Raw genomic sequence first — 20,394 nt, forward strand, 5'->3', positions numbered from 1 at the left:
TAATACTTTCTTAAGCATTCTTACCTAGAGGATTAATCAACTACATGGCGGAACCAACCCATCTGGCTCAGCTTGAGCAGGGTCTAAAACTCTGGAATCAATGGAGAGACAATCATCCCACACTGATCCCTGACCTCATGGAGGTAGACCTGAGTGGGCAAAACCTGAATGGTTTCAATCTCTTTCAAGCCGAGCTAATGGGAGCTAACTTGACTGGGTCATTGCTGATTTATACTGACCTGACTGAGGCTTGTGTAGTTGGGGCAACATTTGATCAAGCTATTCTTCGTCACGCTTACTTGAATCGAGCCAAGCTTACCCGTACATCCTTTCAAAGAGCAGACCTGACTATGACATCTTTGGAAGAGGCTAACCTAATTAGGGTTAACTTTTCTCTAGCAGACCTTGAGGGAGCTAATTTGTATAGAACTAACCTGATTGCTGTGAACTTCACCAAAGCCAATCTGAGTAGGGTCAACTTCACGGAAGCGGTGATGACTGGGGCTAATCTCAATGAAGCTCAACTGATTGGTAGTAATTTTGATAAAGCTAACTTAACAGGAGCAGATCTGGTTAAGGCTAATCTGAAAGGGGCTAACCTTAGTCAAGCTAATCTTAGTTATACCAACCTCAGAGAAGCTAACCTTAGTGAAACCAACCTCAGAAAAGCGAATCTTACCGGAGCTGATTTAACTCATGCCAACCTTCGGGGGGCTAATCTGATTGAAGCGGAACTTGATGGGGTGATATTGAATACGAGTATTTAGTTAGATGGGAATAGGGAGTAGGGAGTAGGGAGTAGGGAGTAGGGAGTAGGGAGTAGGGAGTAGGGAAGCAATAGGTGTGTCTACTAGGGAACAGGGAACAGGGAACAGGGAACAGGGAATAGGGTGGCACAGGCTTCGACGCTGTGACTTAGCCCATAGGCTGATAACTGATAGCTGATAGCTGATAGCTGATGGCTGATGGCTGATAGCTGATAGCTGATAGCTGATAGCTTACCCTTTAGTGCATAAGTGGTGCAGAAAAAATATTTCGATGGGCTTGTCGAGTCTTGATTAAGTCGGCTTTGATCGAAATATCCGCACTCACATTCTGCATAAACCGCTAATGATGAATTTTCAGCTGCCATGGTCTGATCGCCGCCATACCTCTGAATCTTCTGTGAAGAAAAAACACTGTAATGGTTCAATAGGTCAAATTAAAAAAATCAGACAGGGTGCTCTAGGTAGTCTCTTTGTGACTTTGTTTTGGGCAATGACTGCACCAGTTTTTGCTGCTGAGTATCTCACTCTACGCTTAGGGCCATTTGAGCAATCTGTCGCTATCAAGGAATTAGAAAAGTTTGCTGAGACAGGGGAGTTATCACGAGCACTGCAACCCTATCGAGATATCCTCACGCCACAGATCCGGAAGATTTTGACCAATAGCCTCAAACTCAACCCTAAGACCACAGAAACCTTTATCAATGACCTTCTCCTCTCCAGCGATGGCGCACGGTTGTTGGACAGACTAGGGTTAGCACTCCCTGATAGTAGTGTAGAGCAATTAAAAGCTGCGCTGTTGTTAGGAGCAAGACAAGTTAATGGTTTAAGTGTGCTGAGTTTCTTACGGGCTTATCCAGGAGAAAAGATCACTTTGGATGCTTCGTCTGCGGTTGGGATTGCCCTACAGCTTAATGCCTCCTATTGGCAGAGTTTGGCAGTTGGTCCTATCTTAGAGCAAGATTTGGCTGTTGCAGACGCTGCCACCTTTCGCCCTAGATTTGACCCTGCTACTCCCGGTCCCCAATTGGTTAAACAGCGTAAACTAAGACTAAGAGACCGACAACGGCAACGTACCATTATTGTAGATTTATACTGGGCTGAGGATACTACTGGACCTTTGGTAGTTCTCTCCCACGGATTTGCTGCAGACCGCAAATTTCTGAGATATTTAGCACGCCATCTAGCGTCTCATGGTCTTACGGTTGCTTCCCTAGAGCATCCTGGCAGCAACTTTACCAGGATTAACAACTTGTCAGCACCAGGTAAACTTGGGGATTTATTACCTCCCTCAGAGTTTATTGACCGCCCGAAAGATGTCAGCTTTCTCCTGGATGAGTTGGCTGACATCAATCAGAGATATTCTACCATGCTTGGGAAACTGAATACTCAACAAGTTACAATTATTGGTCATTCATTGGGGGGCTACACGGCTTTAGCATTGGCTGGGGGAAAACTCGATTTAGAGGAACTGCGACAGTTTTGTAAAAATCGCTCTCCTGTGGGCAGATCCCCAGCAGATTGGTTCCAATGTGCAGCGGCTGATTTACCAGAAGACCAGGTTAATCTTACTGATCAGCGAGTGGTGCAAGCGATCGCTTTGAATAGCGTAACGGGGCGTTTGTTTGGTACTAAGGGTTTGCGTCAAGTTACTGTACCAACTTTAATGTTAACGGGTACCGAGGATGCCATTACACCAGCTCTAGACCATCAGTTACGGTCTTTTAATCAGTTGGGGGGTTCTAAGTATTTGATTAGCGCCATTGGTGGCACTCACCTCAGTGTGACTGACCCGAAAAATCTTAACGATGCGATCGCTAGAAGTACGTTAGTCAAAGAGGTGGTTGGGGACGATGCCCATAGCCTACGGCAACTGGTCAAAGGTGTAACTTTAGCGTTTATTAAGCAGCTAACTCCAGACGCTCAACGCTATGAACCATTTTTAACCCCAGCCTACGCTCAATCTCTGTCGAGTCCCAAAATTTCCTTGCGTCTGAGTACAAAATTACCTGCCACCATGGCGACTTGGTTTCAAGTTCTCTCTGTGGGAAATCAGCAGGTTGCTATTAACTTTAAGGAAGTAAAGTCTGGGTCGATTAGCTCAAATAAATTCTATTTTTATCCTAACACTAAAATGATGACCCCGAATAGTTTTTGCATTGGACAGCTGAATCAATTGTTCACTAAACTTGTTAACAAGTACCGCGAAAAAGCAAGTCGTATCAGTTAAGTTTAATAGTTTTAGGGAGTAGGGAGTAGGGAGTAGGGAATAGGGAATAGGGAATAGGGAATAGGGAGTGTGGGGAGATGGGGAGATGGGGAGATGGGGAGATGGGGAGAATAATTCCTGTAGGGTGGGCAGTGCATGATGGGTGATTAATTGGCTTGCCATCGGGAAGGTAAGCACTGCCCACTCTACGATTAATATTACTGCATCACTATTCTCTAGTCCCGATTCCCTTCCCCCCTTATTAAGGGGGGTTAGGGGGGATTCCGATTCCCTTCCCCCCTTATTAAGGGGGGTTAGGGGGGATTCCGATTCCCTTAATTAATTGGTAGTTGAGGATTCTAAATTTTTGTAACTTATGGCCAATATGGCAAGACTTTTCTATTAGCCATGGGAGAATTTGATATCAAGAATTAATAGAGATCAATTGGATATATAGTTATCATGGAAATCTTTGATCTAGGTTTCGTCGAGAGGTTAGAAAGTGACAGCTTTGTCTCTGACAGTAGTGATCATAAAATGGCTGATGTTGTCGGTGGTAAAAGTCGCAGGATTCGTTGGCCGAATAATGACGAACCGGAGCAGGAGCCTATAACCTTTGAGAGCATACCCATAGATTTACCGTATTGTCCTCTTTACTTATTTCCTGATGGCACAATTGGGCATAAGTGTTTTGATACTCGTCCTTTTTAAGGATAGCGGTTATCATATTCATTTATTTTATTCATAAGGTACACAAGATTTATTCTTTGTTCCCTGTTCCCTATTCCCTATTCCCTGTTCCCTATTCCCTGTTCCCTGTTCCCTGTTCCCTATTCCCTGTTCCCTGTTCCCTGTTCCCTGTTCCCTAAAATCCACAACTTGTGTACCTCACCTATTTGATAAATGCTATAGTCACTAAACCCAGCCAACTACATTTTTGATTTGATAGACCGCCAGCTCCCGGTCTATATGTTTTTTGGCTTTAAGAATCGGGGTGTTAGGACTTTTGTACCAGCGCTGGGAGCGGAAACAAAAACCATTGGGCGTTATTGCCTCCCAACTATAGCGAGTGCGATCAATCAATAACCAGATTTCATAGGAGTTATAGGTCTGTTGGGGAAATTTAAGAATACCAATTTCTAGCAGAATGCTCATGCGCATCCGCGATCGCTCTATACGTTTGAGTAATTCCAGAAAACACAATGCTGCCCGTTTAGCCGCCTCATGAGTTGGGTAACGGTAGCGATCGCGGGGTTCAAATTTGAAGTCTCGACTACTAAGGCGGAAATGAAACTTGCCTGAAGCATCTTCGACATATATCACACTCCAAGGGGTTTTCGGGTACTTTACACAAAAACCTGGAGCTATTAGTTTAACCGCAGTTGCCATCCTTATCCCTTTGCTAAACCGTTGCTGACAGGATCTTAACCAAATTTTTATCGATCACCAACGGAGGGTTTTGGTCAATGAGCCTGACTGAAGATCATTACCGATTACCGATTACCCATTACCGATTACCCATTATTCTCAATCATGCCACAATTGGGCAACGCCCTTTTACCCGTGTGAGAAGTCAATATCATCCTGGCCGTAGGCTTGCCAAGCCAAGTCTACTAAGCCATCAACAATAGCAGCAGCCACTACCGCAGAACCCTTACGACCATCAATCCGAATGTGGGGAATCAAAGAGTCCCCCAACCGAGATTTAGCCACATCCACCTCGACAAATCCCGTAGGTACCCCAATCACCAAGGCTGGTCGAATTTCCTCTGCTTCAATCAACTCCACCAATACTGTTAAAGCTGTCTGAGCTTGACCAATAACAAAAATTCCTTCTGGATAGCGTCTAGCTAAGGTTTGCATCCCCCAGGCTGCCTTAGTCTTTTCTTTTTGCGGACGAGTGAGGGTTTCCATGCTGCAATACACTGGATTAGCAAAGGTATCTTGAATGTGGGGAGTGATACCCACTTGTACCATTGGCACATCTACTACAATGGTGCTACGAGCAGCGAGAGCAGCTGCTCCTGCTTGTAATGCCCGCTCAGAAAAATGAATCAGAGACTTATACTCAAAGTCGGCTGTGGCATAAATCACCCGCCGCACAATCTCGTATTCTGCTGGTGAAAAGACATGCTCGCCTATTTCACGGTCAATAATTGCCAGACTTTGGGCATCAGTTATATGCCATTCCATGAGGACTCTTCAGACAAACTGGTTGTGATTATTTTGACATTATTATGCTTGCTCTAGTGGTTTTCATATTAGGGAACAGGGAATAGGGAATAGGGAATAGGGAATAGGCAAGAGGCAAGAGGCAAGAGGCAAGAGGCAAGAGGCAAGAGGCAAGAGGCAAGAGGCAAGAGGCAAGAGGCAAGCTAGCAATAGGCAAGCTAGCAATAGGCAAGAGGCAAGAGGCAAGCTAGCAATAGGCAATAGGGAAAACTGATCTGACTCCCCATCTCCCCATCTCCCCATCTCCCCGCGCCCCCGCCCCACACCTCCCACACTCCCCACACCTCCCACACTCCCTACTCCCTACTCCCTACTCCCTGCTCCCTGCTCCCTGTAACTAAAAATTAAGAATCATTGCAATTTGAGTCAGATTCTCTTATATGCCTAATCGATATGTTTATCTTGGCAAGAGGGTTTGGGGAATTAGATACCAGGCAAAAAACACTTATCCCTAAGGATAGTCATTACCTCGGACTTCTGAGAAAATCTAAATCACGCTTGGGTCTTAAGGCTGAAGGCTGAAGGCTGAAACCATCTTGGTTAATGAGTAACAAATCCAGAAAATTGTTACATTTTTGATGATTGATGCTTGATGTTTGATGCTTAATGCTTAATTTGTGATGATTGATGATTGATTATTGATGTTTGATACTTGATACTTAATCTTTTAACAAGGGAGAATAGGATATGAAATTGGCTTACTGGATGTATGCAGGTCCTGCCCACATTGGCACACTGCGCGTTGCGAGTTCTTTTAAGAACGTCCATGCTATTATGCATGCCCCCCTAGGGGATGACTACTTCAACGTGATGCGCTCCATGCTAGAGCGAGAGCGGGATTACACTCCGGTAACTGCTAGTATTGTTGACCGGAACGTGCTAGCACGGGGTTCTCAGGAAAAAGTAGTGGACAACATCACCCGCAAGGATCAGGAAGTAAACCCTGATCTCATTGTGCTTACCCCCACCTGCACCTCCAGTATCCTACAAGAAGACCTGGAGAACTTCGTAAACCGGGCTCAGATGGATGCCAAGGCTGATGTGATGTTGGCAGATGTCAACCACTACCGGGTCAATGAATTGCAAGCGGCTGACCGCACCCTAGATCAAATTGTTCAGTTCTACCTCAACAAAGCCCGCAAGAAGGGTGAGTTGCCAGAGGGCAAAACCGCAAAGCCCTCGGTGAACATCATTGGTATTTCTACCCTTGGCTTCCACAATCAACACGATTGTACTGAACTGAAGCGGCTGATGGCTGATTTGGGTATTGAGGTTAACGAAGTCCTCCCAGAGGGAGCTTCTGTCCACAACCTGAAAAATTTACCTCGGGCTTGGTTTAACCTGTTGCCTTATCGGGAAATTGGCTTGATGAGTGCCCGTTACCTGGAAGAACAATTCGGGATGCCCTATGTCGATATTGCTCCTTTGGGTGTGGTGGAAACTGCCCGTTGTATCCGTAAGATTCAGGAAATTGTCAATGGTCAAGGTGCTAATGTCGATTACGAAGAGTACATCGACAACCAAACCCTGTACGTTTCTCAAGCTGCCTGGTTCTCTCGCTCCATCGACTGCCAAAACTTGACGGGTAAGAAGGCTGTGGTTTTCGGAGATAATACCCACGCTGCGGCTATGACCAAGATTCTGGCACGGGAGATGGGTATTCATGTGGTGCTGGCTGGTACCTACTGCAAGTATGATGCAGACTGGTTCAAGGAGCAGGTGAGCGAATACTGTGATGAGATCCTGATCAGTGATGATAATGGTGCGATTGGGGATGCGATCGCACGAATTGAACCTGCTGCGATTTTCGGTACCCAAATGGAACGGCACGTGGGTAAGCGCTTGAACATTCCTTGTGGTGTGATTGCTGCTCCCATTCATATCCAAAACTTCCCCATTGGTTATCGCCCCTTCATGGGTTACGAAGGTACTAACCAAATTGCTGATTTGGTCTACAATTCCTTCACCTTGGGTATGGAAGACCACTTGTTGGAAATCTTTGGTGGTCATGATACCAAGGAAGTGATTACCAAGGGAATCTCTGCTGATTCTGACCTGAACTGGAGTAAGGACGCTAAAGCAGAACTGAATAAGGTGCCTGGTTTTGTTCGGGGTAAAGTGAAGCGCAATACTGAGAAGTTTGCTCGTGAGCGTGGCTTTAGTGAAATCACTCTTGAAGTGATGTATGCCGCTAAGGAAGCTGTAGGGGCTTGAGGTGATAGAGATTTAATCTGAATCAGGGGAGATGGGGAAATAGGGAGATAGGGAGATGGGGAGATAGGGAGATAGGGAGATGGGGAATCAGATCAGTTTTCCCGATTCCCGATTCCCGATTCCCGATTCCCGATTCCCAATTCCCGATTTCCGACTCCCGATTCCCGATTCCCGATTCTTTGTACCTCTTTCAAATTCTGTGACTCTATCGACGAAGATTGCGGTGATTGCTCCGTAGAAATTTAATTATTATTTACAAAAAACTTCAATAGCTAGACCAGCCTATGGCTTCTGGTGGGTCTGGATGATTTGTAAGCTAATGCGCTACGCGCACGCTACGCGAACAGCTATCAGCTAATGCGCTACGCGCACGCTACTTGAGGTGCTATCAGCTGGATTCACTCTGGTGATTTTTTATTTTTGTTTATTGTTTCAGTTTTTATTAAAAAAAATTAAAAAAAATATTAATTAAGTATTAAATTGAATAAATAAGATTTAAATTGATTTATATTATGGTTTAAATTTATAAAAGTCCATTTAAAGTAATTTAAAGGCTATATCGATAAAAAAGACCCTGTATTTTCTAGTGCAGTTCGTGAATAATGCAAGAAGCACCGAAAGCTAAGCAATCTATGGCTGGCTTTAGGGTCAACGCCGAAGCGGTGCCTAAGATAAATCCAGCAGAATTTCAGCAATTATCCTTTCGGCTGGCTTAGGGGCAAAGACAAAATAAGAATTTTTATCTGAAACAGGAGATAACTAAAGGTGAAACTTTCAGTTTATGGAAAAGGTGGTATCGGTAAGTCCACAACTAGCTGTAATATCTCAGTTGCCCTAGCTAAGCGGGGTCGAAAGGTGCTGCAAATTGGCTGTGACCCTAAGCATGACAGCACATTCACTCTGACTGGTTTTCTGATCCCTACCATTATTGATACCCTTCAGGAAAAGGATTACCACTACGAAGATGTCTGGCCTGAAGATGTGATTTACAAAGGTTATGGTGGTGTTCATTGCGTAGAAGCTGGTGGTCCCCCGGCTGGTGCGGGTTGCGGTGGCTATGTTGTTGGTGAAACGGTTAAGCTGCTCAAGGAACTGAATGCTTTTGATGAGTACGATGTGATTCTGTTTGACGTTCTGGGTGATGTCGTCTGTGGTGGTTTTGCTGCTCCCCTGAACTATTCCAACTATTGCATGATTGTCACCGATAACGGTTTCGATGCCTTGTTCGCTGCTAACCGGATTGCTGCTTCTGTTCGTGAAAAAGCTCGCACTCACCCGCTGCGTCTGGCTGGTCTGATTGGCAACCGCACCTCTAAGCGCGACTTAATCGATAAGTATGTCGAAGCTGTGCCGATGCCAGTGCTGGAAATTCTGCCACTAATTGAAGATATCCGTGTATCTCGGGTTAAGGGCAAAACGATATTTGAAATGGCAGAAACTGACCCTAGCCTGGAACCTGTGTGCCAATACTATCTCAATATTGCTGACCAAATCCTGGCACAGCCTGAGGGGGTTGTACCTCAAGATGCACCAGACCGGGAGTTGTTCTCTTTGCTGTCTGACTTCTACCTAAATCCTCAAACCCCAGCAGTTACTGAGGAAGAAGAATTAGACCTGATGATGGTGTAAGCAAAGGTTGAAAGAAAGGTTGAAGGTTAGCAGGTTGAAGGTTATTTGGTTTAAGGTTGAAGGTTGAAAGTTAGGTTGAAGGTTATTTGGTTGAAGGTTGAAGGTTATTTGGTTGAAGGTTGAAGGTTATTTGGTTGAAGGTTGAAAGTTAGGAGGTTGTTCGTCTTTGGCGTTCCCGTAGGGTAGGTTAGCAGGTTGAAGGTTAGCAGGTTGAAGGTTAGCAGGTTGAAAGTTAGGAGGTTGGAGGTTGAAATTTAGGAGGTTGGAGGTTGAAATTTATAACAGTAAACCTGAAACCATTCAACAGTTAACAGTAAACCTTAAACCAAATAACCTTAAACCAAATAACCTTAAACCAAATAACCTTAAACCAAATAACCTTCAACCAAATAACCTTCAACCCTTAAAACCTTCAACCTTCAACCTTCAACCTTCAACCCTTAAAACCTTCAACCCTTCAACCTTCAACCTTCAACCTTCAACCTTCAACCTTTAAAACCTTCAACCTTTAAAACCTTCAACCTTCAACCTTAAACCTTCAACCAACTAACCTTCACCCATTAAAACCGACGAGAGAAAGCAGGAGAGGAGAACTTTAAATGACTGTTGCTGAAACCCCTCAAGCCCTAGATTTTGAGTGCGAAACTGGGAATTACCATACCTTTTGCCCAATTAGCTGCGTCGCATGGCTTTACCAAAAGATTGAAGATAGCTTCTTTTTGGTGATTGGTACTAAGACTTGTGGCTATTTCCTCCAAAATGCGATGGGGGTGATGATTTTTGCTGAGCCACGCTATGCCATGGCAGAGTTGGAAGAAGGGGATATTTCCGCTAAGCTAAATGATTACGAGGAACTGAAGCGGTTGTGTTTGCAGATTAAACGCGATCGCAATCCTAGTGTGATTGTCTGGATTGGTACCTGCACTACGGAAATTATCAAGATGGATTTGGAAGGCTTGGCTCCCAAGCTGGAATCTGAGATTGGCATTCCGATTGTGGTGGCTCGTGCTAATGGCTTAGACTATGCTTTCACCCAGGGTGAAGATACTGTGTTGGCCGCTATGGCTCACAAGTGTCCGAAAGAAGCACCCCAGGTGGAAGAGGAGAAACAAGAGCGGAATGCGATCGCAAAACTCCTCAACTTTGGACGCCAGAAAGAAGAGGTGGCTGCGGAAGAGTCAGAGTATGCGGATCATCCACCCCTAGTGTTGTTTGGCTCCCTACCTGACCCGGTTGTGACTAACCTCACCCTAGAGTTGAAGAAGCAGGGGATTAAGGTGTCTGGTTGGTTGCCTGCTAAGCGTTACACGGAATTGCCAGTAATTGAAGAAGGTTACTATGTTGCTGGGGTGAATCCTTTCCTAAGCCGTACCGCTACTACTCTGATGCGCCGCCGCAAGTGTAAGTTAATTGGCGCACCTTTCCCCATTGGTCCGGATGGCACTCGGGCTTGGATAGAGAAAATGTGTTCTGTGTTTGGTATTGAACCAAAAGGCTTGGCAGAACGGGAAGCTAAAATTTGGGAAAGCTTGGAGGATTATATCCAGCTGTTGCGTGGTAAGTCAGTATTTTTCATGGGGGATAACTTGCTGGAAGTTTCCTTAGCTCGTTTCCTCGTTCGTTGCGGGATGACTTGCCATGAAATCGGTATCCCTTACATGGATAAGCGTTATCAGAAAGCTGAGTTAGCTCTGTTAGAACAGACTTGCCACGAAATGGGTGTACCAACTCCTAAGATTATCGAGAAGCCAGACAATTACAACCAGATTCAGCGGATTTATGAGTTGGAGCCGGATTTGGTGATTACCGGTATGGCTCATGCTAATCCTTTGGAAGCACGGGGAATTAATACTAAGTGGTCTGTTGAGTTTACCTTTGCTCAAATGCACGGCTTTACTAATGCCCGAGATATTCTGGAATTGGCAACTCGTCCGTTACGTCGTAATAACAGTCTGAAGGATTTGGGTTGGGATAAGTTAGTTAAAGAAGAGGCTAAGGTTTAGCACTTGTTAAGGGAGTAGGGAGTAGGGAGTAGGGAGTAGGGAGTAGGGAGTAGGGAAGAGGGTTTTTTTAAGGTTAAAAATACCTTTTGATTCGCTTTAATTCCTCCTATCTCCCTATCTTCCTATTTCCCTATCTCCCCACCAATTAAAGAAAATTTAGCTCGACGCCAGAAACAACCCTGCCCTAAGGAAGGGCAGATAGCGTGGGCAAGCTTACACTTCACTATCAACCAATTGAAGCTGTAAGCGCTTACCCAGTGCATTGGCTGCCCGTTCAATTGTGCTCAGGGTTACAGAGGTGTTGTTTGGATCTAAAAGACTATCTAAAGCTGCACGACTGGTTTTCATGACCTGGGTCATTTCAGTTTTAGTCAGTCCCTTTTCAAGCATCGCCTGTTCGATTTGCCAAGCTAAAACTCGTTTGAGAGCTACGGCTTCAACTTCAGCAAGGATGTTATCGTCTTCTAAAAGTTCATCTAAGGAAGAACCGATATAAGGATTATTATTCATTGTTCGTTTCTAAGTTGCGTTTTCGTGCCTCGGGCAGGCAGGATGCCCACCCCACTGATATTGATCCCCCCCCTCTTATTCCCGATTCCCGATTCCCGATTCCCGATTCCCTGTTCCCGACTTCTGAAACAAGTCAACATAGCAATTTTCGTCATTCGCATCAGAATTAGACTGGTACTCCTGCTCAGCTGCTAACTTGGGATCACCTGTTGAGGTGAATCTACATGAGTGTCTATCAGCGGAAGCTTTATGCTCTAATGCATCAGGAGCTCCAAGACCAAAGGGCATTAGCCTGCTACGGAAACAATCTAGATCAGCTGCGAAACTGGTGGCAGCAACTGGTAGACCAGCAGGAGCAAAGTCAGGTTCTGCCGAATGCGATTGCTAGTTCCTCTGACCGGGTTAATCTAGGCGCAATTATTAACACAGAAAGTAATGATTGTCAAGTAAAGCATCCGATCAGCGGTCAACAGCACCAGATAGACTCTTTTAATCAACAAGAAATACCCAATCTTGGGGATATTGCTACAGAACTGGATGAGAAAAAAGTGTTTTGGTGGCTCTGGCGGTTCTATCCAGAAATTAGAGCCAAGCAATATCCAAATGCCTTACTGGTTCCAGCTCATAAAATCTTACCCGATTGTCCAATCCACAGCTACAACAGCACAGTTTCTGCCCTAGTTGGTGCCCTCTATCCAGAAGATTGGCAGCTAGGAAAGTCTCACGAACATCCCTATTTACTATTATTCACCTTCTCCCCAGTCCAGGAATTTATTAAAGCTTCCCGCAAGTTTCTTGATTTTTGGGCAGGCTCCTATTTACTCCATTATCTAAGTGTTAAACTCTGCTGGCATATTGCTCAATTGTATGGTCCTGATGCCGTAATTACTCCCTCCCTCTGGAGTCAAGAGATTATTGACGCCCTGATGATTCAGGAATTTGACCAACCAGAAGTAAATGATACAATTTTTCGGGATAGTTTTCAACAGTATTACCTAGATGAATTAGATCCAGTTAGCCGTTTTGATGATAATAAATCGACTAGTCTGAGTACTGCTGGTTTTCCTAATATTATTACCGCTGTCGTGCCAGGAAAGGAAGCGGCTGAAAAATTAGGGAAAGAATTAACCGAAAAGCTAACAGAGGAATGGAAAGCAATTGCTGAGCAAGTACGGGAACATATCAAACAGAAGGTTATTTCATGGCTGAAAGAATCCCAAAATCAGCAAAAGCGAGGGGAAATATTACAAGACTTTTCTGATGGTGACTACGAAGCTTGCCAGCGAGACTTAAAAAAATTGGAGCAACCTGGTTGTTGGGAGTGGAATACACTCTGGCATGCTCAGATAGAAAGTTCTTGGCAACCTTACTGGACTGCAGTACCGTTGGGTAATCCCGATCAACCACTGGTAATTACCAGAAACGACCAGGAAACATTTGATAGCAAATGGAAAGACGCTCAAGAAGCGATCGCGTTTTCCCGTTCTGGGCAAAAGATTCCTACCGAAGCAGAAGAGAAAGCTTTCCATACCCTTAATGTCGGGATATGGTGGGCAATCCTACAAGCTACCTTAGGAAAATCTATTCAAGCTGTTAAGAACACCCGCACTTGGCAGATTCCGGTTGCCCCAGGAGAGCGCTCCACCCTTTCTGGTCAGTTTAGTGCAGTGCATCCGAATCTAAACTATAGAAGATTTCCCGAAGGTGGAGGTCTGTCAGCTCGTTCCATGCGCCTATTCTGGCGGTTGATGGCGGCAGTTTATCCAGGAGGACTGTTCAATGGTTCAGAAAAGCTCAATGCTTTGGAATTAACCAAGCGTATGGCTTGGCAGTACGGTGGTGTTGGTAAATCGTTGGGTATTGGGTTAAGTAAGGAAACTAACAATAGCAAAGGGAATAGGGAACAGGGAACAGGGAACAGGGAGCAGGGAGTAGGGAGCAGGGAACAGGGAACAAACATTCTCTCAATTGATGTAGGATTGCTCAATAACGAAACTGACAAGATTGATTACCAAAAATTCCTTCGCTTTCCTAACTTGAGTTCCATTGCTGCCGCACGATTTGCCCATGACCATCCTGAAATAATCCGCAAATACTGGCAGAATCTGAGCAAATTAATTGACCAAGAGTTACCTGATTTTAACGATAATTTTCGCTCTTGCACTGGTAATTACCCGTTTCAAGTTCCCAAGACTGATAACACAATTAATCCCAACAACAACGAAGGTGAAAATTTCAACGGTGTGATGTTTTCTAGTAGGTGGCTAGCGGATGATATGGGATTAACTCAATCTCGGGATGTTCTAAGACGGTTAGTAGAAACCGCTCATAAACAAACTGGTTTTAGTAATTGGTCTCCCGGTGATTGGTGGGTAATTGTTCTGGCTGATGGGGATGGCATGGGTAACTATGTTTCTGGTGCTAAGCTCAAGGAATATAAACACTACATACTTACAGACCAACTAGACCAATCTAGTCAGCAAGTTGAGGGATTTAACGAACTGCTAGAGACCAAAAAGCGCATGGGACCAGCTACCCATGTTGGACTGAATCGTGCTCTACTAGATTTTTCCAATCGCCTGGTGCCTTATATAACTGAAAAGCGCTTCTGCGGCAAAGTTGTCTACAGTGGCGGGGATGATGTGATGGCCGTGTTGCCTCTAGAAGACTTGCCGGAATTTTTGCGATCGCTTCGTGCGGCTTGGTGTGGTGCTGAAGACCCCCAACAAGAGTTTCACCCTAACGGCGGTTACTGGTACCCCAAGCAACAATTAGAAGGATTACCCGACCGTGCCCATTTCACCATGGGCGAGGGTGCCACCATGAGCATGGGCATTGTGATTGCCCATAAAAGCTTACCACTGCCCACGGTTCTAGACAACCTTTGGACTGCAGAGAAGGATAGAGCCAAGAAACTCCCAGGAACTAGAACAGGACTTAGGCAAAGCCCCCTAAATCCCCCAATTCTGGGGGACTTTAACTCAAATTCCCCCCAAAATTGGGGGGTTAGGGGGGCGGGGGACTTTAACTCAAATTCCCCCCAAAATTGGGGGGTTAGGGGGGCGGGGGACTTTAACTCAAATTCCCCCCAAAATTGGGGGGTTAGGGGGGCGGGGGACTTTAACTCAAATTCCCCCCAAAATTGGGGGGTTAGGGGGGCGGGGGACTTTAACTCAAATTCCCCCCAAAATTGGGGGGTTAGGGGGGCGGGGGACTTTAACTCAAATTCCCCCCAAAATTGGGGGGTTAGGGGGGCGGGGGACTTTAACTCAAATTCCCCCCAAAATTGGGGGGTTAGGGGGGCGGGGGACTTTGACATTATTCCCCCTAAAGATGGTTTGTGCTTCCGAGTTATCTACGGTAGTGGCAATAGTTTAGAAGCACTAATGAAAGGACATTTACTAGACTATTGGTGGAAATTTATTCAGCATTACCAAGACATTGACCTCTCTCCTCTGCTGTATCGACTAGCAGAAGACTTGCCAAAACATGCTTGTGTAACCGAATGCGATCGCTTATTGAGTCAAGCAACCGAAGTTATCCTCAACCGCCGGGACGAAACCCTATCTGATCAGGTTAAACAGGCTTTACTAGACTGGATTAATCAATGGCAACATTGGGCGTTTCATGCTCGACAAGCTGCTGGAGAAAATGCCCTCGGTACCCAAGAAAAGGATTTAGCAATGTTATTAAAATTCAGTGCTTTTTGGGTAGATAAAATGGTACAGCGTCAGGAATGGAGGGAACAGGGAACGGGGAACAGTGGTCAGCCGTCAGCCGTCAGCCGTCAGCCGTGAGCTTTTAGCTCACGCTACGCGAACAGCCGTCAGCTTATTTTATTTAAAAGTATCGATTGCGCTACCTGGAACCCATAAGCTAATAGCTAATAGCTGTTCGCGTAGCGTGCGCGTAGCGCTTAAGCTGATAGCTGATAGCTGATAGCTGATAACTGATAACTGATAGCTTACCTCCCTACTCCCTACTCCCTACTCCCTACTCCCTACTCCCTACTCCCTACTCCCTACTCCCTATTAAAAAAATGCTATCTTGGTATACCATTGAACCCATAGATGTGTTGCTGTTTCGAGAAGAAAAACCCTTTAGTCCAGGGGAAGGGTCTTGGGCAAAAGGGAAGTTTCCTCCCATGCCCATTACGGTGTTTCAAGCCCTTCGTTCTGCTCTACCCCATTATGGATATAACCAGAAAGATAAGAAACGAAATTTAACATTTATCGGACCTTTTCTGTTAGATCAACAAGACACCCTCTGGTTACCAACACCAAAGGATTTACTCTGTGTTCGCAAAAAATATAATCCTACCGAAGCAGAAGATAATCACAAAGATTCAATTGATACTTGGGATAAGATAAAGCGTCTTCAACCAAAAGATACTCAGCCCGGTTGGGATTATATCTGTTTTGATAGGGACGAATTGCAACCGATGGTTCCTCCTCAACTTGAGGAAAATGAATTTATCTGTGGTTCTCCTCAACCTTGGATTAAAGCTGAAGCCTTGATCAAGTATCTCCAAGGTAATAATTTTGAGAATAAAAAGGATAACAAGGATAACGATTACTTCTGTGATCACCCTTGGAGTCTACAAATACTACCCCATATTCATATGAAATCAGGGAGTAGGCAGGTACGGGATGAAGAAGGTTATTTCACTGAAATAGCAGTGCGTATGGATCCGGGATGGCGACTAGTAGCAGGGATTAGTACTAAAATAGACCAGACCGTGGTGCGCTTGGGAGGAGAGGGACATCGAGCTATTGTTTCCCCCATCAAGCCCTTAAAACCGTGGCAAGACTTAGAGCAGTTTTCTGAACAAAAATCCAGCAACTTTGCCTATTTACTGACTCCGGGAATAGCAGAAAAACAGAAAGCAAAGTATGGTGTTTATCCCAGTAACTGGAAAGAAACTCTCAGAGGTTGTGTAAGCGATCGCCCTTTACTATGGGGTGGTAGAACCCAGATCAAACGTCGGCTATTGAATTCTCAGGAAAGGGGAAATTGGCAGTCAGCTTTATCACCCCAACGGGCCTTTGTGGCACCAGGTACGGTTTATAGTTTTGGAGAAAACTTACCTAAGGATAAACTGCTGTTACCTGATAGTAATAGTGATGACTTGGAAACCTTTAGGCAATTGAACTATGGAAAACTTTTGTGGGGAAATATCAAGTCCGGTTGAATACCCATAATTAAGGGGAGATGGGGAGATGGGGAGATGGGGAGATGGGGAGATGGGGAGATTTTTATTAAGGTTAGTTATCATAACATGAGATACAGCGTTTTTCATAACTATAAGGTACACAGGATTTTTTCCCTGTTCTCTGTTTTCTTTTCCCTGTTCCCTGTTCCCTGTTCCCTAAAACAAAATAATTTGTACCTTACCCAATTGCAAACCGCTTTAAGAGACAATGAAACTTAATCTTGCTTATTTATATCTACTTTCTCCCTTACATACTGGGGGAACCAGTCAAGAGGGTAATTTAGTAGGAATTGCCCGGGAATCTCATACGAATTTTCCCTATCTGCCTTCGAGTACAATTCGGGGACGATATAGAGCAAATGTGGTAATCAATATTGACCCGAAGGATGAAGACAACGTGATTGCCGCTCACATTAGGCAAGTTAAGCTTTTTGGTCCTGATTTAGAGGATTTGAAGAATCAAGATTTTGTTGAGTATTATGAATTGGAAACAAACCGAAAACTAACTCAACTGGAACAGGGCAGTATTTGGGTAGGAGATGGCTCAATCCTATGGTTTCCCGTTTCCTCCTTAAGTCATGGTGTGATTTGGATTAGTTGTCCTTTATTACTACAAAAATGGGTAAGGTTTAACCATAGTAATGATACTATTAATACTAATAATATCAAAAACTACCGTAGCAATATACCAAAAAAAGAGTCCGTTTATCTCAAAGATGCCTTGATTGCTGGCAGTAGTTTGCAGCCTTTTCAGAATTGGGAAGATTTTATTCCTAAAGGCTATGAAACCAGTATTGATAAGGTTTTGGTCTTGCCAAACCAGCACTGTGAAACTCTGATTCAGATGAGCCTCTGGCGACAGGTAAAGGTAAAGCTGAATGAACACAAGGTTGTTACAGATGGCAGTTTTCGCTATGAAGAAGCAATTCCTCCTGATACTTTGATGTACTTCCCTTGGGGAGTTACTACTCAAGTTAATGGTACTGCCCAAGAGCATCTTGATGATTTTCAACAGCTATTAAAGGACAATTCCCTGTTGCAAATTGGCGGACAGGAAAGTTTAGGACGAGGATTTGTGCAACAGTGGATGGCACCACAGAAAGAATCTAAAGGGAAAAAAGAGGGGAAAGGATGATGTTTGATTCACGGGGTCTGAGTAAATATGCTTATGAAGCTTTAAAAGATTTGCGATCGCGCTATGACAAAGCCTTGGAAAACAAGGAGATTAAGTCCCAAGACTATAAACAGCATCTTCAAGAGCAAAAGAGTCAAGCAGTAGAACTCTATACCTATGTTGCCACTTGGGGATTAATGCGTCTGAAAGGTGAGGAAATTGCCCTTGATAAATGGGATCCACAAAAGCCACCTACTATAGGCCAAAGGACAACCAAGAGTCAAGAAGGGAAAAGAGAGGTGATTGAAAGCTATTTTCGCAGTTTAGAAAACGTTCCTGGAGTCGGAAATTTAGTCAATGAAGAGGGTTTAGCAACCCTCAATACCATGAATCATCACCAATATCTGGGTCTGACAGGGGTAGCACTCGCGATAGCCCAAGAGTTTAGTTTCTGGGCAGATGCAGTTTACCACGACATTAAACCAGGAGAGTCAGATTAATGACCTTCAATAGAGACAATCAATCCCTTCCCACTTGGCTAGAGAAACTCCCGAAGGGATTCCAACCTAATAATGCTGCTAGTTTTGTAGAATATCTACGCTGGATGCGATCGCCTCAACCGGTGATTGAGTCATCATCAGCAAAAGGTGACAAGCAAAACCAGCAAGAGAATAACTTAACCAAGGTACAAGTTCTCCAGATGGCAGCAGAAAAAGCTGGAGGATACAAAAAACGCTTGGAAACCCTCAACCAGCGGATTCAGCTAATTGCTGGAAAGGATAATACATTTGAGGTTGAGTGTGCTTGGCGGATGCGTGTAGGGGGACAAACCGGACCGGAAAATATTCTGCTTCCGGCCTTCGATGCCTTGGGAATACCTTATATTCCTTCCAGTACTCTGCGAGGTGTGGCAAGACGTCAGGCACTTTGGGAATTCACTCAAGCTATTCTAGACAATATCCTCCAGCAGAAAGCAAAGATAACTCAGCAACAGAGGGAGGAAGCCAACCAACAAGCAGAAAAACACGTTGCACAGTACTTTGGTTCCTTGGAAGCTGAAGAAAAAGACTGTGCAGGGAAAGTGATTTTTCTGGATGCTTACCCATTAGCCAAGCAATGGGGAGTCGAGAAGAGAGGCTTAGCTGTGGATATGGCTAATAATATCTGGAGTTGGGATCAAGACTCTCCCAAGTATAGCCCTAATCCTAATCCCTTCCTTTCTCTTAACAGACCGATAGTTTTAATTGGGTTACGTCCAACTGCTAGATGTGATCAAGATACGTTCAATCAAGTCAAAACTTGGTTGAAAAAGGGGTTACAATCCGGTGTTGGTTCCCAGATTAATACTGGCTATGGTCAAATGCTGGTTAAAGGTGAACAGAATAATCCTCAGCCATTTTTTGAGGTCAAGTTTATCCTTGAAGGTCAACTGATTCACGGGTATAAACGCTTTAGGAATGTTCGCAAACCTTTGAATACAAAGGGTAAACCCGATGACTATGCAGAAGCCGAGGTGCGCCCTATAGCGTTTAAATCTATGCTGAGCTACTGGTTCCGGACCTTAGCTTTAGGCTTTTTACCAATAGCACAAGTAAAGACGTGGGAATGTCAGTTGTTTGGTTCAATTCAACCTCAAACTCAAGGATGGATTCAGTTTAATATTACTGATGCCAAAAATCCTCGAACTTCAGAACAGGCTCAAAATCAACCTTGTCTGAAACAACAGGGAACCCTAAAACTGAGTTATTCCCGGGAAGCACCAACTACCCAAGCTGAACGGGATACTATTCAAAAATTATTGGTAAACTTGACTTGGTTAATGTTTCATCTTGGTGGAGTCGGACAGGGAGCAAGACGACCTCTTTATTCTCGCAAAAATCGTCAAAATCCCAAACCACCTTACTATCGCGGTAGTCGGTTGAGAGCAAACGAGAAAGATTTATGGTGGCAATTACCCGATACTCCCCGAGAATTTAAGTCTCGTTTTCAGCAGAGATTGGAGGATTTTTGTACAGCTTTAGCTACTCTGAGTGATCAGCAGGTTAATCCGCGATCGCTTTTACCAGTTCCGAGATTAAGCCAAAAGGAATGGCGAGAAGCGGTAGATAGTAACTGTCAGATTATCCTCTGTTCTGGGCAAGAACAGTTTGATAAACCTCATGCTTTAGCCCTGTTGCACTCAGATAAGTTGAAAATAACTAATCGGAAAGGAGACAGAATTTATGACCCTGACCTGTGTGGTCATACAGGCGATCGCTCTCCGGTTTGGATTGTTGATTTAGGAAATTACCAAGTGGTGACCGTGTTTGGTACTCAACACTCCAAACGCCAGGAGTTTCTCCAGCTTTTGCAAGAAAAAACTAACCCTGATAACTATGATCGTATTTTTCCGTTGCCTTAACCGTAAGCATTCAGTTATCAGCTTAAACGCTACGCGAACAGCTATCAGCTATTGAATCAAACAGGTAACCATTTGTTTAATATGAGTTACGAAAAGCTGACGGCTG

Annotated in this window: 22 protein-coding genes; 15 read left to right on the plus strand and 7 right to left on the minus strand. The window is 44.5% G+C overall.

Going from position 1 to position 20,394, the window contains the following annotated elements; translation table 11 throughout:
• Positions 1–44: 44 nt before the first annotated feature.
• A complete protein-coding gene (locus tag F6J90_RS04795) occupies positions 45–767 on the plus strand; it encodes a pentapeptide repeat-containing protein (protein ID WP_293091334.1) in 723 nt (240 codons plus the stop codon).
• On the opposite strand, the gene F6J90_RS04800 is transcribed toward F6J90_RS04795, so the two are convergent.
• Both F6J90_RS04800 and F6J90_RS04805 read right to left on the minus strand, forming a co-directional pair.
• Complete coding sequence (locus F6J90_RS04800; RefSeq protein WP_293091335.1) at positions 715–897, minus strand: hypothetical protein; 183 nt, start codon at positions 895–897, stop codon at positions 715–717. The two genes, F6J90_RS04795 and F6J90_RS04800, sit on opposite strands and share 53 nt — an antisense overlap.
• Entirely contained in the window at positions 851–1,132 is a 282-nt protein-coding gene (locus tag F6J90_RS04805; RefSeq protein ID WP_293091336.1) for a hypothetical protein, read from the minus strand. The genes F6J90_RS04800 and F6J90_RS04805 overlap by 47 nt, the downstream gene beginning before the upstream one ends.
• Between F6J90_RS04805 and F6J90_RS04810 the strand changes: the two genes are divergently transcribed.
• Positions 1,111–2,994 (plus strand): alpha/beta hydrolase, encoded by a 1,884-nt coding sequence (locus F6J90_RS04810; RefSeq protein WP_293091337.1) that lies wholly within the window; start codon positions 1,111–1,113, stop codon positions 2,992–2,994. The two genes, F6J90_RS04805 and F6J90_RS04810, sit on opposite strands and share 22 nt — an antisense overlap.
• On the opposite strand, the gene F6J90_RS04815 is transcribed toward F6J90_RS04810, so the two are convergent.
• On the minus strand, positions 2,987–3,178 hold the full coding sequence (locus F6J90_RS04815; protein WP_293091338.1) for a hypothetical protein: 192 nt from the start codon (positions 3,176–3,178) through the stop codon (positions 2,987–2,989). The genes F6J90_RS04810 and F6J90_RS04815 overlap by 8 nt on opposite strands.
• A gap of 257 nt (positions 3,179–3,435) precedes the next feature.
• On the opposite strand from F6J90_RS04815, the gene F6J90_RS04820 reads away from it, so the two are divergent.
• On the plus strand, positions 3,436–3,684 hold the full coding sequence (locus F6J90_RS04820; RefSeq protein WP_293091339.1) for a hypothetical protein: 249 nt from the start codon (positions 3,436–3,438) through the stop codon (positions 3,682–3,684).
• 204 nt (positions 3,685–3,888) lie between these two features.
• On the opposite strand, the gene F6J90_RS04825 is transcribed toward F6J90_RS04820, so the two are convergent.
• The 3 genes from F6J90_RS04825 to F6J90_RS04835 all read right to left on the minus strand — a co-directional run bounded on the left by F6J90_RS04825 (position 3,889) and on the right by F6J90_RS04835 (position 5,487).
• Positions 3,889–4,362, minus strand: coding sequence for a hypothetical protein (locus tag F6J90_RS04825; protein WP_293091340.1), 474 nt, complete (start codon positions 4,360–4,362; stop codon positions 3,889–3,891).
• Between the two features lie 168 nt (positions 4,363–4,530).
• Entirely contained in the window at positions 4,531–5,166 is a 636-nt protein-coding gene (locus F6J90_RS04830; RefSeq protein WP_293091341.1) for a precorrin-8X methylmutase, read from the minus strand.
• 63 nt (positions 5,167–5,229) lie between these two features.
• Positions 5,230–5,487 carry a hypothetical protein gene (locus tag F6J90_RS04835; RefSeq protein ID WP_293091342.1) on the minus strand — a complete coding sequence of 86 codons (258 nt, stop codon included), beginning with the start codon at positions 5,485–5,487 and terminating at the stop codon, positions 5,230–5,232.
• Between the two features lie 405 nt (positions 5,488–5,892).
• Between F6J90_RS04835 and bchB the strand changes: the two genes are divergently transcribed.
• The 5 genes from bchB (at position 5,893) to F6J90_RS04860 (ending at position 11,051) form a co-directional block, all read left to right on the plus strand.
• A complete protein-coding gene (bchB, locus tag F6J90_RS04840; protein WP_293091343.1) occupies positions 5,893–7,419 on the plus strand; it encodes a ferredoxin:protochlorophyllide reductase (ATP-dependent) subunit B in 1,527 nt (508 codons plus the stop codon).
• 79 nt (positions 7,420–7,498) lie between these two features.
• A complete protein-coding gene (locus F6J90_RS04845; RefSeq protein WP_293091344.1) occupies positions 7,499–7,657 on the plus strand; it encodes a hypothetical protein in 159 nt (52 codons plus the stop codon).
• A 527-nt stretch (positions 7,658–8,184) separates the two neighbouring features.
• Positions 8,185–9,048 (plus strand): ferredoxin:protochlorophyllide reductase (ATP-dependent) iron-sulfur ATP-binding protein, encoded by an 864-nt coding sequence (bchL, locus tag F6J90_RS04850; protein ID WP_070391049.1) that lies wholly within the window; start codon positions 8,185–8,187, stop codon positions 9,046–9,048.
• A 247-nt stretch (positions 9,049–9,295) separates the two neighbouring features.
• Positions 9,296–9,544 carry a hypothetical protein gene (locus tag F6J90_RS04855; protein WP_293091345.1) on the plus strand — a complete coding sequence of 83 codons (249 nt, stop codon included), beginning with the start codon at positions 9,296–9,298 and terminating at the stop codon, positions 9,542–9,544.
• 103 nt (positions 9,545–9,647) lie between these two features.
• Positions 9,648–11,051: a ferredoxin:protochlorophyllide reductase (ATP-dependent) subunit N gene (locus F6J90_RS04860; RefSeq protein ID WP_287265007.1), complete on the plus strand. Its 1,404-nt coding sequence runs from the start codon at positions 9,648–9,650 to the stop codon at positions 11,049–11,051.
• Positions 11,052–11,264: 213 nt separating this feature from the next.
• Here the strand turns inward: F6J90_RS04860 and F6J90_RS04865 are convergent, their stop codons facing one another.
• Entirely contained in the window at positions 11,265–11,561 is a 297-nt protein-coding gene (locus F6J90_RS04865; protein ID WP_293091346.1) for a Fis family transcriptional regulator, read from the minus strand.
• Between the two features lie 42 nt (positions 11,562–11,603).
• On the opposite strand from F6J90_RS04865, the gene F6J90_RS04870 reads away from it, so the two are divergent.
• From F6J90_RS04870 to cmr6, 7 genes are all read left to right on the plus strand, one after another.
• Positions 11,604–11,756 carry a hypothetical protein gene (locus F6J90_RS04870; RefSeq protein ID WP_293091347.1) on the plus strand — a complete coding sequence of 51 codons (153 nt, stop codon included), beginning with the start codon at positions 11,604–11,606 and terminating at the stop codon, positions 11,754–11,756.
• A 29-nt stretch (positions 11,757–11,785) separates the two neighbouring features.
• On the plus strand, positions 11,786–15,358 hold the full coding sequence (cas10, locus tag F6J90_RS04875) for a type III-B CRISPR-associated protein Cas10/Cmr2 (protein ID WP_293091348.1): 3,573 nt from the start codon (positions 11,786–11,788) through the stop codon (positions 15,356–15,358).
• A gap of 242 nt (positions 15,359–15,600) precedes the next feature.
• A complete protein-coding gene (locus F6J90_RS04880; RefSeq protein WP_293091349.1) occupies positions 15,601–16,752 on the plus strand; it encodes a type III-B CRISPR module-associated Cmr3 family protein in 1,152 nt (383 codons plus the stop codon).
• Between the two features lie 36 nt (positions 16,753–16,788).
• The gene (locus tag F6J90_RS04885) at positions 16,789–16,992 is read left to right on the plus strand and encodes a hypothetical protein (protein ID WP_293091350.1); all 204 of its coding nucleotides are present in this window, start codon (positions 16,789–16,791) and stop codon (positions 16,990–16,992) included.
• Positions 16,982–17,908 (plus strand): type III-B CRISPR module RAMP protein Cmr4, encoded by a 927-nt coding sequence (cmr4, locus tag F6J90_RS04890; protein ID WP_293091351.1) that lies wholly within the window; start codon positions 16,982–16,984, stop codon positions 17,906–17,908. Before F6J90_RS04885 ends, cmr4 begins: the two co-directional genes overlap by 11 nt.
• Entirely contained in the window at positions 17,905–18,387 is a 483-nt protein-coding gene (locus F6J90_RS04895; protein WP_293091352.1) for a hypothetical protein, read from the plus strand. The genes cmr4 and F6J90_RS04895 overlap by 4 nt, the downstream gene beginning before the upstream one ends.
• Positions 18,387–20,288 carry a type III-B CRISPR module RAMP protein Cmr6 gene (gene cmr6 / locus F6J90_RS04900; RefSeq protein WP_293091353.1) on the plus strand — a complete coding sequence of 634 codons (1,902 nt, stop codon included), beginning with the start codon at positions 18,387–18,389 and terminating at the stop codon, positions 20,286–20,288. The genes F6J90_RS04895 and cmr6 overlap by 1 nt, the downstream gene beginning before the upstream one ends.
• Positions 20,289–20,394: the final 106 nt, after the last annotated feature.

The sequence above is a fragment of the Moorena sp. SIOASIH genome (assembly GCF_010671925.1).
In the GTDB taxonomy this organism is placed as follows: domain Bacteria; phylum Cyanobacteriota; class Cyanobacteriia; order Cyanobacteriales; family Coleofasciculaceae; genus Moorena.

Excerpts from the sequence above, each read along its gene's own strand:
- F6J90_RS04895 (WP_293091352.1), top strand. The coding sequence starts at position 17,905 with ATGATGTTTGATTCACGGGGTCTGAGTAAATATGCTTATGAAGCTTTA.
- F6J90_RS04865 (WP_293091346.1), bottom strand. The coding sequence starts at position 11,561 with ATGAATAATAATCCTTATATCGGTTCTTCCTTAGATGAACTTTTAGAA.
- cmr4 (WP_293091351.1), top strand. The coding sequence starts at position 16,982 with ATGAAACTTAATCTTGCTTATTTATATCTACTTTCTCCCTTACATACT.
- F6J90_RS04805 (WP_293091336.1), bottom strand. The coding sequence starts at position 1,132 with ATGGCAGCTGAAAATTCATCATTAGCGGTTTATGCAGAATGTGAGTGC.
- bchB (WP_293091343.1), top strand. The coding sequence starts at position 5,893 with ATGAAATTGGCTTACTGGATGTATGCAGGTCCTGCCCACATTGGCACA.
- F6J90_RS04885 (WP_293091350.1), top strand. The coding sequence starts at position 16,789 with ATGGGGAGATGGGGAGATGGGGAGATTTTTATTAAGGTTAGTTATCAT.
- F6J90_RS04825 (WP_293091340.1), bottom strand. The coding sequence starts at position 4,362 with ATGGCAACTGCGGTTAAACTAATAGCTCCAGGTTTTTGTGTAAAGTAC.
- cmr6 (WP_293091353.1), top strand. The coding sequence starts at position 18,387 with ATGACCTTCAATAGAGACAATCAATCCCTTCCCACTTGGCTAGAGAAA.
- F6J90_RS04810 (WP_293091337.1), top strand. The coding sequence starts at position 1,111 with ATGATGAATTTTCAGCTGCCATGGTCTGATCGCCGCCATACCTCTGAA.
- F6J90_RS04820 (WP_293091339.1), top strand. The coding sequence starts at position 3,436 with ATGGAAATCTTTGATCTAGGTTTCGTCGAGAGGTTAGAAAGTGACAGC.
- F6J90_RS04795 (WP_293091334.1), top strand. The coding sequence starts at position 45 with ATGGCGGAACCAACCCATCTGGCTCAGCTTGAGCAGGGTCTAAAACTC.
- cas10 (WP_293091348.1), top strand. The coding sequence starts at position 11,786 with ATGAGTGTCTATCAGCGGAAGCTTTATGCTCTAATGCATCAGGAGCTC.
- F6J90_RS04845 (WP_293091344.1), top strand. The coding sequence starts at position 7,499 with ATGGGGAATCAGATCAGTTTTCCCGATTCCCGATTCCCGATTCCCGAT.
- F6J90_RS04860 (WP_287265007.1), top strand. The coding sequence starts at position 9,648 with ATGACTGTTGCTGAAACCCCTCAAGCCCTAGATTTTGAGTGCGAAACT.
- F6J90_RS04870 (WP_293091347.1), top strand. The coding sequence starts at position 11,604 with ATGCCCACCCCACTGATATTGATCCCCCCCCTCTTATTCCCGATTCCC.
- F6J90_RS04880 (WP_293091349.1), top strand. The coding sequence starts at position 15,601 with ATGCTATCTTGGTATACCATTGAACCCATAGATGTGTTGCTGTTTCGA.
- F6J90_RS04830 (WP_293091341.1), bottom strand. The coding sequence starts at position 5,166 with ATGGAATGGCATATAACTGATGCCCAAAGTCTGGCAATTATTGACCGT.